This is a genomic window from Bradyrhizobium sp. HKCCYLS3077, assembly GCF_051167555.1.
In the GTDB taxonomy this organism is placed as follows: Bacteria; Pseudomonadota; Alphaproteobacteria; order Rhizobiales; family Xanthobacteraceae; genus Bradyrhizobium.
Genome location: NZ_JBNPTH010000006.1, coordinates 43,538 through 59,837 on the forward strand (window position 1 = coordinate 43,538; position 16,300 = coordinate 59,837).

At 65.7% G+C, this 16,300-nt stretch carries 12 protein-coding genes; 7 read left to right on the top strand and 5 right to left on the bottom strand.

Annotated features, from left to right (window positions below; genetic code table 11):
* Positions 1-109: 109 nt before the first annotated feature.
* The 4 genes from ACQR0Z_RS23695 (at position 110) to ACQR0Z_RS23710 (ending at position 3,792) form a co-directional block, all read left to right on the top strand.
* Positions 110-1,369 (top strand): Glu/Leu/Phe/Val family dehydrogenase, encoded by a 1,260-nt coding sequence (locus tag ACQR0Z_RS23695; RefSeq protein WP_434862078.1) that lies wholly within the window; start codon positions 110-112, stop codon positions 1,367-1,369.
* Entirely contained in the window at positions 1,366-2,214 is an 849-nt protein-coding gene (locus ACQR0Z_RS23700) for a VOC family protein (RefSeq protein WP_434920248.1), read from the top strand. Before ACQR0Z_RS23695 ends, ACQR0Z_RS23700 begins: the two co-directional genes overlap by 4 nt.
* Positions 2,215-2,386: 172 nt before the next feature.
* Complete coding sequence (locus tag ACQR0Z_RS23705) at positions 2,387-2,710, top strand: hypothetical protein (protein WP_434920249.1); 324 nt, start codon at positions 2,387-2,389, stop codon at positions 2,708-2,710.
* Positions 2,711-2,850: 140 nt separating this feature from the next.
* Positions 2,851-3,792: an NAD(P)H-binding protein gene (locus ACQR0Z_RS23710; RefSeq protein WP_434920529.1), complete on the top strand. Its 942-nt coding sequence runs from the start codon at positions 2,851-2,853 to the stop codon at positions 3,790-3,792.
* A 1,163-nt stretch (positions 3,793-4,955) separates the two neighbouring features.
* Here the strand turns inward: ACQR0Z_RS23710 and ACQR0Z_RS23715 are convergent.
* On the bottom strand, positions 4,956-6,176 hold the full coding sequence (locus ACQR0Z_RS23715) for a cytochrome P450 (RefSeq protein WP_434920250.1): 1,221 nt from the start codon (positions 6,174-6,176) through the stop codon (positions 4,956-4,958).
* 269 nt (positions 6,177-6,445) lie between these two features.
* Between ACQR0Z_RS23715 and ACQR0Z_RS23720 the strand changes: the two genes are divergently transcribed.
* The 3 genes from ACQR0Z_RS23720 to ACQR0Z_RS23730 all read left to right on the top strand — a co-directional run bounded on the left by ACQR0Z_RS23720 (position 6,446) and on the right by ACQR0Z_RS23730 (position 11,510).
* Positions 6,446-7,132, top strand: coding sequence for a TetR/AcrR family transcriptional regulator (locus ACQR0Z_RS23720; protein WP_434862097.1), 687 nt, complete (start codon positions 6,446-6,448; stop codon positions 7,130-7,132).
* Between the two features lies 1 nt (position 7,133).
* Positions 7,134-8,324 (top strand): efflux RND transporter periplasmic adaptor subunit, encoded by a 1,191-nt coding sequence (locus ACQR0Z_RS23725; RefSeq protein ID WP_434875268.1) that lies wholly within the window; start codon positions 7,134-7,136, stop codon positions 8,322-8,324.
* A gap of 84 nt (positions 8,325-8,408) precedes the next feature.
* Positions 8,409-11,510, top strand: a complete 3,102-nt coding sequence (locus tag ACQR0Z_RS23730) for a MexW/MexI family multidrug efflux RND transporter permease subunit (protein ID WP_434920251.1) — start codon at positions 8,409-8,411, stop codon at positions 11,508-11,510.
* 231 nt (positions 11,511-11,741) lie between these two features.
* Here ACQR0Z_RS23730 and ACQR0Z_RS23735 read toward each other — a convergent pair whose 3' ends face one another.
* From ACQR0Z_RS23735 to ACQR0Z_RS23750, 4 genes are all read right to left on the bottom strand, one after another.
* Positions 11,742-12,572 (bottom strand): ABC transporter permease, encoded by an 831-nt coding sequence (locus ACQR0Z_RS23735; RefSeq protein WP_434920530.1) that lies wholly within the window; start codon positions 12,570-12,572, stop codon positions 11,742-11,744.
* Between the two features lie 61 nt (positions 12,573-12,633).
* Positions 12,634-13,575 (bottom strand): ABC transporter permease, encoded by a 942-nt coding sequence (locus tag ACQR0Z_RS23740; protein WP_434920252.1) that lies wholly within the window; start codon positions 13,573-13,575, stop codon positions 12,634-12,636.
* 409 nt (positions 13,576-13,984) lie between these two features.
* On the bottom strand, positions 13,985-15,457 hold the full coding sequence (locus ACQR0Z_RS23745; protein WP_434920253.1) for an ABC transporter substrate-binding protein: 1,473 nt from the start codon (positions 15,455-15,457) through the stop codon (positions 13,985-13,987).
* Between the two features lie 123 nt (positions 15,458-15,580).
* Complete coding sequence (locus tag ACQR0Z_RS23750) at positions 15,581-16,291, bottom strand: DUF1028 domain-containing protein (RefSeq protein WP_434875271.1); 711 nt, start codon at positions 16,289-16,291, stop codon at positions 15,581-15,583.
* Positions 16,292-16,300 lie beyond the last annotated feature (9 nt).

The window sequence follows — 16,300 nt, forward strand, 5'->3', positions numbered from 1 at the left end:
CGTCACCATGGTGGTTGAGATCGCCCCCTTGCAACCGGCGGCCCCCTGCCGCCGGCCGTTGGGTCGCGCTATGGTTGCCGGCCTGCAGGAGCAGATTCGGGAGTGGAAGATGACTGTCTATGCGGGTCCGGTCTTCGAGATGGCGACCAATCAGTTCAACGTGATTGCCGACCATCTTGGCATCCCAGGCGACGAGCGCGACCGGCTGCTGCTGCCCAAGCGGGCGATCACCGTCTCGTGTCCGATCCACAAGGACGACGGCACCATTGCCGTCTACGAGGGATACCGCGTCCAGCATCTCCTGACCATGGGGCCGACCAAGGGCGGCACCCGCTTTGCGCCGACCGTGGATATCGGCGAGGTTGCCGCGCTCGCGATCTGGATGAGCTGGAAATGCGCGCTGGTGGGGCTGCCCTATGGCGGCGCCAAGGGCGGCGTCAATGTCGATCTGTCGAAACTCTCCCGGCGCGAGCTGGAGTCCCTGTCGCGCCGCTACATGCAGGAGATGATTCCCTTCGTCGGCCCGCACACCGACGTGATGGCGCCGGACATGGGCACCAACGAACAGGTGATGGCGTGGTTCATGGATACGTACTCCATGTATCAGGGCCAGACCGTGACCGAGATCGTCACCGGCAAGCCGGTGTTCTCCGGCGGCACGCTCGGTCGCCGCGAGGCGACGGGGCGGGGTGTCGCCCATACGTCGCGCCGGGTCATGGACCTCCTGGGGATCGATCCCGCCAAATCCACTGCGGTGATACAGGGCTTCGGCAATGTCGGCTCCTATGCCGCGCTCGGCTTTCACCAGATGGGCATGAAAGTGATTGCGGTGAGCGATCATACCGGCGCGCTCCACGACGCGCGTGGCCTCGATATCCCCAAGCTGATGGAGTACGCGAGCGCGCGCGGTAGCATCGCTGGCTTCTCCTCCGAGCTCGCTTTCGACCCGAACGAAATCCTCACGCTCGCCTGCGACATCCTGGTGCCGGCGGCGGTCGAGCGTGTCATCGACGCCAAGGTGGCAGCCAAGCTGAAATGCCGCGTCCTGGCGGAGGCCGCCAACGGTCCGACCACGCCGGATGCCGATCTGGTGCTCGACCAGCGCCGCGACGAGATCTTTCTCATTCCCGACATTCTCTGCAATTCCGGCGGCGTCATCGTCAGCTACTTTGAATGGGTGCAGGATTTGCAGCAGCTGTTCTGGGAGGAGGACGAGGTGACGCGGCGCGAGTACCAGATCCTCGACCGCGCCTTCGAGCGGATGGTCGCACGCGCCAAGGCCGACGACATCTCCCATCGGACGGCGGCGATGGCGATCGGCGTCGAGAAGGTCCGCAACGCCAAGAACACGCGAGGGCTGTTCCCGTGATCACCGGTCTCGACCACGTCGTCGTCCTGCTCGAGGACATCAAGGCCGGCAGCGCCGCGTTCGAGACGCTGCTGGCGCGCAAGCCGTCGTGGCAAAATTCGGGCGAGGGCGCCGACCGCGTGCTGTTCACGCTCGACAACATGACCTTGGAGCTGATGGCGCCGTCGGGGCAGGGCCCCGCCGCCGACCGCATCCGCAACGTCATCAAGATCTGGGGTGAGGGCCTCGCCAGCATCTGCTTCGCGACCATCGACATCGGCAAGATGCATCGCCGGCTCGAACGCGTGGCGCTGAAGCCGGATCCGATCGCCGAGGTCGACAGCACCGACCGCGTGACCGGCCAGACTTTGCACTGGAAGCGCACGCGCGCCATGACCGATCTCACCCGTGGCGTGCGGATGTTCTTCCTCGAGCTTGCGGGGCCGCGTCCGGTCTCGGAGACAACCGCCGACTCCGCGGTGCTCGGCCTGGATCACATCGTGGTCTCCACTGAGGACCCCGAACGCGCCGCTGCGCTCTACGGCGCGCGGCTCGGCCTGGACATGGCGCTCGACCGCAGCCACCAGGAATGGGGCCAGCTGATGTTCTTCCGCTGCGGCGATCTGATCGTCGAGGTGGTCAAGCGCCCGGTCGCCGGCAACGACAAGGCCAACGACAAGCTGTGGGGCCTGAGCTGGCGTGTCGCCGACATCGAGGCCACGCGGGCACGGCTGCTTGCCGCCGGCTTGCAGGTGTCCGAGCCCAGGGCAGGGCGCAAGCCAGGGACGCGGGTGATGAGCCTGTACAGCGGCACCTGCGGCATCCACACGCTGATCCTGGAGAAGACGCCGCAGGCGGCGGAATGAGCTGGTTCGGTGCGGCCGCAGCCTCCGAGCCTGCCCTGACGCGCGTTCAGGCGCTGTCGCATCGAGTTCGATTGAGCATGCTTGACTCCCCACGCCGCAGCCCTCGACCCTCACCCTGAGGAGACCGCCGCAGGCGGTCGTCTCGAAGGGCGAGGCCCACGACCGGGGCCTCATGGTTCGAGACGCTCCGCGCCTGACTACATTGCCCTTTATCGGCGTGCTCGGCGCGTCGCTCCTCACCATGAGTGTCAACAGCCGGGGCGGCTCTGCACACTGGACCATGAACACGCCAACGGGCGTGTTCATGGAGAGATTGCAGTGCGATACGCAGCCGTGCGGGCGAGCGATCCTGCTCATTTGTTACTCCGTCATGCCCGGGTTTGTCCCGGGCATCCACGTCGTTCTCAGCGTGCCGGACGACGTGGATGGCCGGGACGAGCCCGGCCATGACGACGTGGTGAGAGACGAGCGCATATCGGCCTCCCAGCGCGCGTGAGGAGGATGCCCATTGCGAGATCGGCTGCATCCCAGGGCGACTGCGCGTAATATAGTTCGACGCAGGTCTCGGAGCCGTTCCCGCCGATGATGTCCTCGTCTGATCCCGCAGCCGCCGTGTTCCGTCCGCGCCGCATCTTCATGCTCGGCGCCACCGGGACGATCGGCCGTGCCACCGTGCGCGCGCTGTTCGCGCGCGGGCACAAGGTGGTCTGCTTCGTCCGCCCGCGCAGCGAGGCCATCACGATCCCGGGCGCCACCGTGCGAACCGGCGACGTCACCGATCCCGGTTCGCTCGCGCGCGACGGCTTTTGCGGTGAGCATTTCGACGCCGTCATGTCCTGCATGGCGTCGCGAACCGGCGTTCCGAGGGAGGCGCAAGCGATCGACTATCAGGCCCATGTGAACGTGCTGGACGCCGTGCGCGAGGCCGGCGTCACGCACTTCGTCCTGCTGTCCGCCATCTGCGTGCAGAAGCCGCTGCTGTCGTTCCAGCAGGCCAAGCTGGCGTTCGAAGCGAAATTGATGGCAGCGGGCCTGACCTATTCGATTGTCCGTCCCACCGCGTTCTTCAAGTCGCTGTCCGGGCAGGTCGCTCGCGTGCAGCAGGGCCGGCCCTATCTCGTGTTCGGCGACGGCCGTTTGACCGCGTGCAAGCCGATCAGCGACGCCGATCTCGGCGACTATCTTTCCGGCTGTCTCGATGACGAGAGCCGCTGGAACCGGGTGCTGCCGATCGGCGGCCCCGGACCCGCGATCACGCCGCTCGATCAGGCCGAGCATCTGTTCGCGCTGCTCGGCCGCAAGCCGACCATCCGCCGCGTGCCGGTGGCGCTGCTCGACCTCATCATCGGCGCGCTTGACGTCGCCAAGCGGATCGTGCCGTCGCTCGCCGACAAGGCGGAGCTCGCCCGCATCGGCCGCTACTACGCGACGGAATCGATGCTGGTGCTCGACCCCGCCACCGGCCGCTACGACGCCGATGCCACGCCGTCGACTGGCTCCGACACGCTGTTCGACTATTACGCCAAGCTGATCCGGGGCGAGACCATGGCCGAGCGCGGCGACCACGCGGTGTTTTGAGCCCTGATCTCTCCTCGTCATGGCCGGGCTTGACCCGGCCATCCATCCATCTTCGCGAAAGAGATGGATGCCCGGGTCAAGCCCGGGCATGACGAGCAATCTATTGAAGCGCCTCCGCGCGGTCTCATTTCTCGCATCGTCATTGCGAGGAGCCAACGGGTCCGCGCAACGCGCGGCCCGATGACAGGCTCCGCGACGAAGCAATCCAGGGTCACGCGCGTCGCCCTGGATTGCTTCGCTTCCGCTCGCAATGACGGTGGTGAGAGCGGTGATCACGGCGGTGAGACTTGTAATGGCCGTTGTGAGACATGCGGTTACCATCTCGCAACGCGTTTCGCGTCCGAGCTGTGCTCTTCGTCCTGCCCTCTTCGAAAAGAGGGCACGGGGAATGCCGGGCGCTGGCCGCACCCATGGCCCGCCTGCGGAAAAAATGCAGGCGGCAGGAACCACAGGTTCAGCCGAGAAACACCCGGCATTCCCCGCGCGATGGTTTGACGGCTGCTTCGCGCTCTCCCCGGTGCGCCGGGCTTTCTGGCCACCGTATCGCGACAATGCGCTTGCGCGCATTGCGCTGGACACCAGCATCGGGGTGTCAGGACCACGCGACTTGACCGTGCGCATCGTTGCCGTTCGTCCGGGTGGAAACCCACGCCGCAGCACCAACACGCCCACCGCATCCCGCCTCGACGTTCGTGACGACCGCGAAGCGTCCCTCTTGTGAGACGGGATGGGGATATACAATCATAATTTCTGGAAAAAAGAAAGTAGTTTTTTGCAGCTGGACGGACTGGACGGGTGATGTCCTTGAGCTGGTTCCTGAACAATCTGTTTTGACGCACGCCGGATGTCCCAACACGGCGGTGCAGGTGAGGGATCGTGTTCTGCAATTCGCCGCAGCGACGTTCTTAGAGAGTTCGTCATTCCGGGGCATTCGCGCGCAAAATGGCGTAGCCATTTTGGAACAGCGCGAATGAGCCCGGAATCCATAGCCAACGGAGCGATGTCGTCAGGCGAGCTGGCAACTCCGTGCGTGCCTCACACGGCATCCTGTGGTTATCGATTCCGGGCTCGCGCTGCGCGCGCCCCGGAATGACACCGAGCCGAATGGCTGGCGATATCGGCTCGGGACCGAGCGCATTTGGGGGGGGCCACTGCGATCTTCCTTACCCCTCAACCACACACGGCACGCTCGCAAACCCGCGAAACCGGACCCGCCCGCCGCGCACCGGCTCGCCTGCGAGCTGATAGTTCGGAAACCGGTTCACAAACCGCGCGATCGCCACCGCGCCCTCCAGCCGCGCCAGCGCCATGCCGGCGCATTGATGCGCGCCGGTGCCGAAGGCGAGGTGGCGGTTGGCGAGACGGGTGATGTCGAAGCGTTCGGGGTCGTCGAACTGGGCGGGGTCGCGGTTGGCGGCGCCGATGCAGAGCGTGACGGAGGTGCCGGCGTCGAGCCTGACGCCGCCGAGTTCGACGGCCTCTGTCGTCATGCGGTTGCCGAGCTGGTTGGAGCTTTCGTAGCGCAGGATCTCCTCGACGGCGGTGCGGATCAAGGCCGGCGCCTCGATCAGCTTTCGCCGCTCTCCCGGATGCTGGCACAGCAGCACGAGGCCGTTGCCGATCAGATTGGTCGTGGTCTCGTGGCCCGCATTGAGCAGGAAGATGCAGTTGTGCAGCAGCTCCTTCTCGCTGAGACGCTCGCCGTCGGCTTCGCCCTGGATCAGCCGCGTCAGCACGTCGCGCTCCGGATTGCCCGGCGCCGCGCGGCGGCGCGCGACGAGTGTTTCGAGGTAGGCGAGGAAATCGCCGACAGCCTGGTTGCCGCGGGCGAACTGCGCGGGCGTCAGCACCGGCTCCAGCGCGCCGAGGATGGCGAGCGACCAGTCCCGCAAGGGAGCGCGCTCCTCATGCGGCACGCCGAGCAGATTGCCGATCACCTCGATCGGGATCGCCGCGGCAAAATCCTCGATCAGCTCGAACGTCTCTTTTGCGACGATCCGGTCGAGCAGCCCGTCGACGAGCGCGATCAGCGCAGGCTCCATCTCGGCGATCGCGCGCGGCGACAGCGCGCCCATGATCAGGCGGCGGACGCGCGTATGCGCCGGGGGATCGTTGAAGACCAGGCTCGTGGTGTGGTGCTCGTAGAGCAGCGACGAGCCGTATTTCGGCGCGAACTCGCGCTTCTTGTCGGACGAGAACGTCTTCGTCACCTTGTAGGCGGTGACGAGATCATCGTAGCGGGTGAGGAAGTAGGAGCCGTTGCGCAGGCGCTTGACCGGTGCATGCTCGCGCAGCGCGCGATAGGTGGGGTAGGGATCGGTGTAGAACGCAGGCGTCAGGCATTCGAGGTCGAAATCGTCGGCGAGCGCGGCGTCGTCGGTCATCCCTGGTTCTCCCGGCCGATTCTGGTTTGTTGACGGGACCGTCGCACGGCCGGCGGGGGAAGAAAATCCGCCTGACGGTGTGAGCCTGTCCGCGCACCACCGGGGCGTGCCGCAGAACCGCCTTGATGCGAAGGTACATTATTGCCTCCGGCGCGGACGCTTTGTTTCCAACGAATCAAATACTTGGCCAACCGTTTCCGCTGCGCCGCGGCATGTTTCTTGACATGGATCAAGTGAGTATTTACTCACGGGCGATGTCCAGTTTGCGCATGACAAGCGATCTCCGGAGGCAACTGATCCTCGGCGCGGCCAAACGCTGCTTCGCGCGACATGGCTATGCCGGTACGACGACCAAGAGCGTCGCTGCGGCGGCGGCAATCTCCGAAGCGCTGCTGTTCAAGCATTTTGCGTCGAAGGCCGCGCTCTATGCCGAGATCCTCACCGAGGAGTGCGAGGCGGACCCTGACTTCGAGATGCTGCTCGGGCAGGAACCTTCGACCGCGACGCTCGTCAAGCTGATGGCCGGCATGGTCCAGCACTTCCTCGGCATCGCCGACGGACCCAACGAGGAAGAGGAGCAGCGGCTGCGGCTGATGGCGTCTAGCCATCTCGACGATGGCGAATTCGCCCGGCTGCTGTATACGAAGATCCACGATCTGATCGGCGCCCAGTTCGTTAACTCCCTGGAAAGCGCGATTGGGTGTGGTGAGGCTGTGAGGCTCGGGGCGGCGCCGCTCGACCTGTTCTGGTTCGCGCACCACACCGTGTTGATGACGGCTCTGACCCGGCTTCCCTCGACACCGTGTCTGGCCTATGGAACCGCTGATCGCCTCGAGCGCCAGCTCAGTGAGTTCATCCTGCGCGGCATCGGAGTGACCGACGCCGCCATTGCGTACCATCTCGATCACGAATTGTCGCAACCTCCGGCCCGGCCGGCGACGGCAGAAAGTGCATGACATGAACATTGCGACGGAACCCAAGCTCTCAGGCAAGCCGATCGACGACAAGCCGCGCAAGCGCACCCGCCCGGTGCTGTGGTTCATCATCGTCGGCACTCTGCTCGCGGCGCTGGTCGGCGGCTTCGTGTGGTTCAACATGTTCCGCGACAAGATGATCGCGCAGTTCTTCGCCAACATGAAGCCGCCGCCGCTCAACGTCACCGCCGCCACGGCGTCGACGGAGACCGTGCCGAACCTGCTGACCGCCGTCGGCGACCTCGCCGCCGTGCACCAGGTCAATGTCACCTCGGACGCCTCCGGCCGCATCACCGAGATCATGTTCACGCCGGGTACGACGGTGAAGCAGGGCACGCCGCTGGTGCAGCTCTACGACGCGCCGGAGCAGGGCGATCTCGCCAACTACAAGGCCCAGGTCACGGTGGCGCAGCTCTCGCTGGACCGCGCCAAGCAGCTCGCCTCGCGCCAGTTCGGCCCGCAGGCGACGGTGGACCAGGCCCAGGCTGCCTACGACCAGGCGCAGGCGGGCGTCGCCAAGACCGAGGCGCTGATCGCGCAGAAGCTGGTGCGCGCGCCGTTCGACGGCGATCTCGGCGTCCGCAAGGTCGAGGTCGGCCAGTATCTGTCGGCCGGCACCCAGATCGTGTCGCTGACCGATTTGTCGCAGCTCTGGGTCAACTTCACGGTGACCGAAAAGGACAGTGGCCAGCTCAAGGTCGGGCAGACCGTGCGCATCGGCGTCGACGCCTATCCGGGCAAGACCTTCGAGGGCAAGATCACCACCATCGAGCCGCAGATCGCGACCGACACGCGCAATATCCGCGTGCAGGCGACGATCGCCAATCCCGAGCACATCCTCAAGCCCGGTATGTTCGCGACCACCACCGTGGTGCTGCCGGACAAGCCGCCGGTGCTGACGGTGCCGGAGACCGCGGTCGACTACACGCTGTATGGCGACTCCGTGTTCGTCATCAACGAGAAGAAGGCCGACGACGGCAAGGTCACGCTGACGGCCGACCGCACCTATGTGCAGACCGGCGACCGCATCAACGGCCGCGCCGTGATCCTGAAGGGTCTGAAGGAGGGCGACCGCGTCGTTGCCGTCGGCCAGCTCAAGATCCAGTCGGGCGCCGCGGTTGCGATCTCGACCGATCCGCCGCCGCCGGTGCCGGCGAAGCCGCCGCGCTACTGAGCGAACCTCTGAGCCAAAGCCGGGCCGCCGCGAGCAGGCGGCCCGTTCGGTCCTCATCTGACGTCTGCTGACGGGATTGCCGCGATGCGTTTCACCGATATCTTCATCAAGCGTCCGGTTCTGGCCGTCGTGGTCAGCATGCTCATCCTGCTGCTCGGCCTGCGCGCCGCGTTCGAGCTGCCGATCCGGCAATATCCGAAACTGTCGAACACGGTCGTGAACGTCACGACCGTCTATCCCGGCGCGTCCGCCGACCTCATCCAGGGCTTCATCACCACGCCGCTGGAACAGGCGGTCGCCTCGGCCGAAGGCGTCGACTACATCACCTCGTCCTCGGTGCAGGGCACCAGCACCATCCAGGTGTTCGTGAAGCTCAACTTCGATCCGAACCAGGCGCTCACCGAGGTGCTCGCCAAGGTGAACTCGGTCCGCTACCTCATTCCGAAGGAATCCAACGACCCGATCGTCACCAAGAGCACGGGTCAGACGACCTCGGTGATGTATCTCGGCTTCTCCAGCGAGGAGCTGTCGGGCTCGGCGATCTCCGACTATCTGACGCGTGTGGTGCAGCCGGTGCTGTCGACCGTCGACGGCGTCGCCGCCGCCAACATTCTCGGCGGCCAGACCTTCGCGATGCGCATCTGGCTCAATCCGGAGAAGATGGCCGGCCGCAACGTGTCGCCGACCGATGTCGCGCAGGCGATCGCCGCCAACAACTTCCAGTCCGCCGCCGGCCAGTCCAAGGGCTACTTCATCGTCTCCAACGTCACCACCAATACCGGCCTGACCGACGTCAACCAGTTCAAGCGGATGATCGTCAAGGCCAAGGACGGCGGCTTCGTCCGCATGGAGGACATCGCGACCGTGGAGCTCGCGGCGCAGAGCACCGACGCCAGCGTCGCCTTCAACGGCGAGCGCGCGATCTTCATCGGCGTCGACGCCACGCCGCAAGGCAACCCGCTCAACATCGTCAAGGGCGTGCGCGCGCTGTTCCCCGACCTCGAGCGCAATCTGCCGCCGTCGATGAAGATGAAGGTGGCCTACGATTCCACCAAGTTCATCCAGTCGTCGATCGACGAGGTCGAGCACACGCTCGGCGAAGCCGTGCTGATCGTCATCATCGTGATCTTCCTGTTCCTGGCGTCGCTGCGCTCGGTGATCATTCCGGTGGTGACGATCCCGCTGTCCCTGATCGGCGTCTGTACGCTGATGCTGGCGCTCGGCTTCTCCATCAACCTGCTGACGCTGCTGGCCATGGTGCTCGCGATCGGTCTCGTCGTCGACGACGCGATCGTGGTGGTGGAGAATATCCATCGCCATCTCGAGGAGGGCAAGACACCGGTGCAGGCGGCGCTGCAGGGCGCGCGCGAGATCGTCGGCCCGGTTATCTCGATGACGATCACGCTCGCCGCCGTGTACGCGCCGATCGGTTTCCTCGGCGGCCTCACCGGCTCGCTGTTCCGCGAATTCGCCTTCACGCTCGCGGGCTCGGTCATCGTCTCCGGCGTCATCGCGCTGACGCTGTCGCCGATGATGTGCTCGGTGCTGCTCAAGAGCGCCGATGAGGGCCGCTTCGCGCGCCTCGTCAACCGCGTGTTCGGTTCGATGACCAACTGGTATGGCCGCCAGCTCGACCGCTCGCTCGACTACCGGCCGGTCACCGGCCTGTTCGCTCTCACGATCCTCGGCCTGGTCGGCTTCCTCTACATGCACACGTCCAAGGAGCTGGCGCCGGAGGAGGATCAGGGCATCGTGTTCTCGATCACCAAGGCGCCGAAATACGCCAATATCGACTACATCAACTTCTACACCGACAAGGTCGACAAGGCGTTCGCGAAATTCCCCGAGACCGACCTGCGCTTCATCCTGAACGGCATCCAGGGCCCGCAGGGTGGCTTCGCCGGCATGCTGCTCAAGCCGTGGGACGAGCGCACGCGCTCCTCGATCAAGCTGAAGCCGCTGGTGCAGGCGGAGCTGTCGAAGATCGAGGGCATCAACGCCTTCGCCTTCAACCTGCCGGCTCTGCCGGGCGGCCCCGGCGGTTTGCCGGTGCAGATGGTGATCAGCTCGACCAGCGGTTTCCAGGCCGTCTATGAGCAGATGGCCAAGCTGAAGGACGCGGCGCGCAAGAGCGGCATCTTCATCGTCTCCGACAGCGACCTCGATTTCAATCAGCCGGTGGTGAAGGTCTGGATCAACCGCAGCAAGGCGAGCGATCTTGGCATCACGATGCAGTCGATCGGCAACACGCTCGCGGTGCTGCTCGGCGGCAACTACATCAACCGCTTCAACCTCGAGGGCCGGTCCTACCAGGTGATTCCGCAGGTGCCGCGCGACAAGCGGCTGTCGCCGGATTCGCTGGCCGGCTACTACGTCGCGAGCGCGACGGGCCAGCAGGTGCCGCTGTCGACGGTGGTCAACATCGAGACCGCGACCGATCCGAACTCGCTGACCCATTTCAACCAGCTCAATTCGGCGACGTTCTCGGCGGTGCCGATGCCTGGCGTCACGGTCGGCCAGGCGGTCGACTTCCTGGAGAAGCAGGCCAAGAGCCTGCCGTCGGGCTTCAGCCATGATTATCTCGCCGACGCCCGCCAGTACGTGCAGGAGGGCAATCAGCTCGCCATCACCTTCGGTTTCGCGCTGATCATCATCTTCCTGGTGCTGGCTGCGCAGTTCGAGAGCCTGCGCGACCCGCTGGTGATCATGATCAGCGTGCCCATGGCGATCGTCGGCGCGCTGATCCCGCTGTTCTTCGGGCTGGCGACGATGAACATCTACACCCAGGTCGGTCTGCTCACGCTGGTGGGCCTGATCACCAAGCACGGCATCCTGATGGTGGAGTTCGCCAACGAGCTGCAGCTGAGCGAAGGGATGGATCGCCGCCGGGCGATCGAGACCTCCGCGCGCATCCGCCTGCGGCCGATCCTGATGACGACCGCCGCGATGGTCACCGGCCTGATCCCGCTCTTGACGGCGTCGGGCGCCGGCGCCGCCAGCCGCTTCTCGATCGGCCTCGTCGTCGTCGCCGGCATGTCGATCGGCACGCTGTTCACGCTGTTCGTGCTGCCGGCCGTCTACACCGTCATCGCCACCGACCACCAGGCCGCCGCCAAGTCGCAGCGCGCCAAGGAGATCGCGCAGTTCGATGCGGAGACGGACCACGACGTGGACAAGGCAGCGTAATCGGACGCTCCTAACACATCAAAGGCGGCTGCCCCGGCAGCCGCCTTTTTGTTTGGGCGGTCTCTCGACACCCCCCGGTGTCGTCCCGGCGAACGCCGGGGACCCATAACCACAGGCCGTGGTGTGGGGCAGGCGCGGAGTGACCTTCTCCGCCCAACAATGACCGACGGTGGCTATGGGTCCCGGCTCGGAGGCCGGGACGACCGCGGAGGGTGAAGCGCCGGCGTTGCCTCACTCTTCCTGCTGCGGATCCAGCGCGTCGCGCAGGCCGTCGCCCAGCAGATTGAGCGAGAGCACGACCAGGAAGATCGCAAGGCCCGGCCAGATCGCCATCCACGGCGCGTTGGTGAGGAAGCGCTGGGCGGCGTTGAGCATGCTGCCCCAGGACGGCGCCGGCGGCTGCTGGCCTAACCCTAAGAACGACAGCGCGGCCTCGGCGATGATGGCGGCGGCGACCGACAGGGTTGCCTGCACCAGCAGCGCCGGCATGATGTTCGGCAGGATGTGCCTGAGTGCGATCTGCAGGTCGGTGTCGCCGACGCTGCGCGCGGCCTCGACATATTCCTCGACCTTGACGCTCAGCACCTCGCCGCGGGTCAGCCGGACAAAGATCGGGGTTGCCGAGATGCCGATCGCGATCATCGCATTGCCAAGGCTCGGGCCGAGGAACGCGGCGAGCGCGATCGCCAGGATCAGGAACGGGCAGGCCAGCATCGCGTCGGTGATGCGGCTGATCAGCGCGTCGATGAAGCCGCCGCGATAGCCCGCGAGCATGCCGATCGGCACGCCGATCGCCAGCGCAATGACGACCGAAATGGCGCCGGCCATCAGCGAGGCGCGCGCGCCATAGATGACGCGGGCCAGCACGTCGCGGCCGAGATCGTCGGTGCCGAACCAATGCGCCGCCGACGGTGCTTTCCGCACCAGCGCCCAGCTCGTCTTGATCGGATCATAGGGCGCGACCAGCGGCGCTGATAGTGCGAGCAGGATGAAGGCTGCGATCAGGCCGAGCCCGACCATCGCTCCCTTGCGCTTGACCAGGCGGCGCCAGGTGCGCTGGATCGGCCGCTCGAGCGGGGCGAGGGTGCGGATGCCCGATGCTGAGAGCGTGGTCTCGGCCATATCAGCTTCTCAGGCGCGGGTTGACGAGAACATAGGCGAGATCGGCGATCAGGTTGAGCATGATATAGACGGTGGCGGTGACCAGCACGACGCCCTGCACGACGGCGTAGTCGCGGTTGAACACGGCGTCGACGATCAGCTTGCCGAAGCCGGGGATGGAGAAGATCTGCTCGGTCAGCACGGCGCCGGACAGCAACGTGCCGAGCTCGAGCGCGCCGAGCGTGATGACCGGCGTCAGCGCATTGCGCAGCGCGTGGCGCAGGATGACCTGGCGCTCGGAGATGCCCTTGGCGCGCGCGGTGCGGATGTAGTCGCTGCTCAGCACTTGAAGCATGGCGCTGCGGGTGTGGCGCATCAGGATCGCGGCGATAGCGTTGCCGAGCACGAAGGCCGGCATGATGGTGGCGGCGAGGCTGGCGCGCCAGTCCTCCGCCAGCGAGATATAGCCGGAAGCGGGCAGCCAGCCGAGCTGGATCGAGAACACGAAGATCAGCATGATGCCGAGCCAGAAGTTCGGCGTCGAGATGCCCCAGAGCGCGAACAGATTGGCGGCGTAGTCCCATCCTGTGCCGCGCTTCACAGCGGAGATGATGCCGGCGGGAATGCCGATCAGGAATGCGATCACGATCGCCATCGAGGCGAGCTGCAAGGTCACGGGCAGCTTCTGCAGGATGAGATCGCGCACTGGCATCTTGATGCGCAGCGACTCGCCAAAATCGCCTGAGAGGACGCCCTTGATCCAGTAGCCGTACTGGACGGGCAGGGGCTGATCGAGGCGATACTGCTTGCGGATCTGCTCGATCACCGCGGGATCACGCTCCTCGCCGGCCATGACGAGGGCGGGATCGCCGGGCAGCAGCTGCTGCAGCGAGAAGATCAGGATCGAGACGAAGATCAGGGTCGGGATGATCTGCGCGAGGCGCCGGGCGAGGAACGTCAGCATGTGCCGGGCCTCGCGGCGTAATGCTCATGCGTGCGATGAGAGGCCGGTCGCGCTCCCAGCGTTCCCTCCCCCCTTGTGGGGGAGGGACAGGGAGGGGGGTACTCCACGGGAGATCGGAGTGCGTGGCACCCCCCACCCCAACCCTCCCCCACAAGGGGGGAGGGAGCGCAGCGTGGGCGGGGCGCCGGCAACGCTCTCGCCAAGCGACCATGATGTTGGTGATTAGCAATCGGTCGCGCCCCCAGCGTTCCCTCCCCCCTTGTGGGGGAGGGACAGGGAGGGGGGGACCCCAAGCGAGATGGGCGTTCGTGGTACCCCCCACCCCAACCCTCCCCCACAAGGGGGGAGGGAGCAGAGCGAGTGCGGAGCGCCGACATCGCGTCCCAATGACCAGGGGCCAACCGACCGCTCACTTCAGCTTCAGCCCGATCAGGCGCACGAGGCCGTCGGGCATCTGCTTGTAGCCCTCCAGCTTCTTGGTGTGCGCGATCAGGATGCGGCGATGGTAGAGGTAGAGGATCGGCTCCTCCTCGATCTCGAGCTTGGCGAGCTTCTCGTACAGCGCCTTGCGCTGCGCCATGTCGGTGATGAGGCGGGCGTCGTTCAGCGCCTTATCGGCATCGGTATTGGCCCAGACGCTGTAGTTCTGCGGCGCGTTGCTGTGCATGAACACGTAGCTGTTGCCGTCGGGATCGATGCGGCCGCTCCAGGACAGCATGTAGGCCTGATAGTCGCCGGACTCGGCCTGCTTCAGCGAGGTCGCGAACTCCGTCACCCGGATCTTCATGTCGAAGCCGGCCTCGGCGGCCATCGACTGCACGACCTGGGCGACGGCCTCGGTCTCGGCGCCCTTCGGCACCAGGAAGTCGACCGCGACCGGCAGCGTGACGCCGGCCTCCTTCAACAGCGCCTTGGCCTTCTCGACATCGCGCGCGCGGATCGGGAACGCCTTCTGATAATAGGGGTGCGAGGGATTGACCCACTGGTTGCCCGGCATGAACTCGCCGTTGAACACGACCTGGTTCAGCGCCTCGCGATCGATCGCGAGATCCAGCGCCTGCCGGACCTTGGCCGACTGGCTGAGCGGACCCTTGGCCTTGTCCTTGCCGATGTTGAGCGTGATGCCCTGATAGCCGAGCTCGATCGCCGTCGACAGCGCGAGCTTGGAGTCCGCGCGGACGTCCTTGATGTCGGTCGCGAGCACGCGCTCGATCAGGTCGAGGCCGCCGGACTTCAGGTTGGCCAGCCGCACCGTGGCATCGACGATCGGCTGGTAGACGATCTTGTCGATGAAGACGTTGTCCTTGTTCCAGTAGTCGGCGAACTTCTCGAATACGATGCGGTCCTGCTGGACGCGCTCGACGAATTTGTACGGACCGGCGCAGACCGGGCGCAGGCCGAACTTGTCGCCGGCCTCCTTGGCCGCCTTCGGCGACACCATCATGCCGGCGCGGTCGGTGAGCTGGGCAATCAGCGGCGAGAACGGCGCCTTCAGCACCAGCTTGATGGTGAGAGGATCAACCACGTCGACATGATCGACCGAGGCGAGCTCGGGCTTGCGGAACGAGCCGGGGAAGGTGAGGTGGCGGTCGATCGAGAATTTTGCCGCTTCGGCGTCGAACGGCTCACCGTCGTGAAACTTCACGCCCGACCGCAGCTTGATCGTGACTTCCTTGCCGTCGGCGGAGGTCTCGTGCGACAGCGCCAGTTGCGGCACGATGTTGAGCTTGTCGTCGATGTCGAACAGCTTGTCGCAGGTTGCCGCGAAGACGATGCGGCCGACATAGGTGCGCGCCATCGTCGGATCGAGCACGTCGGGGTCTTCGGCGAGACCGATGCGCAACGTGGTCTGCGCCTGCGCGGCAGCAGCGCAAGAGGCCATGAGAACAGCCGCGAGAGCGGCCAAGCACCAGTTCTTCCTCAGCATACGAAGTCCCCTACGAAATGCAGCCAGTGTCGTTGCACTATCCATACCAACCCCGGTCAGAGGCGGTCCTTCCGGAACTCAAGTCGGGTTCGCGAGCGCCGCCGCGATGCCGGCATCGATCGTTGCGCGATCGGTGACGCCGGCCGGGTTGTCGCGCGTCGGCATGAACTGGCGGAACACCGCCCAATGCCTGCGGCTCACGCTCTCCAGCCGTTCGAGCTCGCTAAGCGGATCGGGATGATCGTCGACGCGCAGGTCGAGCTCCGACCATTCGTCCTTGCCGTGGATCAGCAGCGCAGCCGACTGCTTGCCGCGCTTGTCGCCGCCGGCGGCCTCGCCCGCTCTCATCGCCGCGATCAGCCGCTGCGCGAAGGGCTGGGCGCTGTTGGCGAGATACGCGTTCGCAGTCTCGTTCAGCACCTGCGGGCCGGCGAGCATGTTGCCGGCGATCGAAAAGCCCTGGCCTTCGAGATGGCCGCACCAGTCGATGCAGTCGCGGCCGGTATGCGCCGCGATCTGGCCGTTGAGATCGAGGATGTGAACCTGCCGGCTCTCGCGGCCGGGATCGGCTGCTGTGAGGAGCTGCACGATCTCGCGCGGGTGGCGGCCATCGCGCAGCAGCGTCGCGCCGTCGATGCCGTAGTAGGGATTGACCAGCGCCTGCGTGGCGATGCCGCCGCGACCGGCGACGATGAATGGCACGCGTGCGCCGACGGCGAAGAAGCGCGTGGCGACAGCGATGCCGATCCGGCCGGTGGCATCGTCCTTGGCAATGATCGACCAAGTCATCGTCGGCCC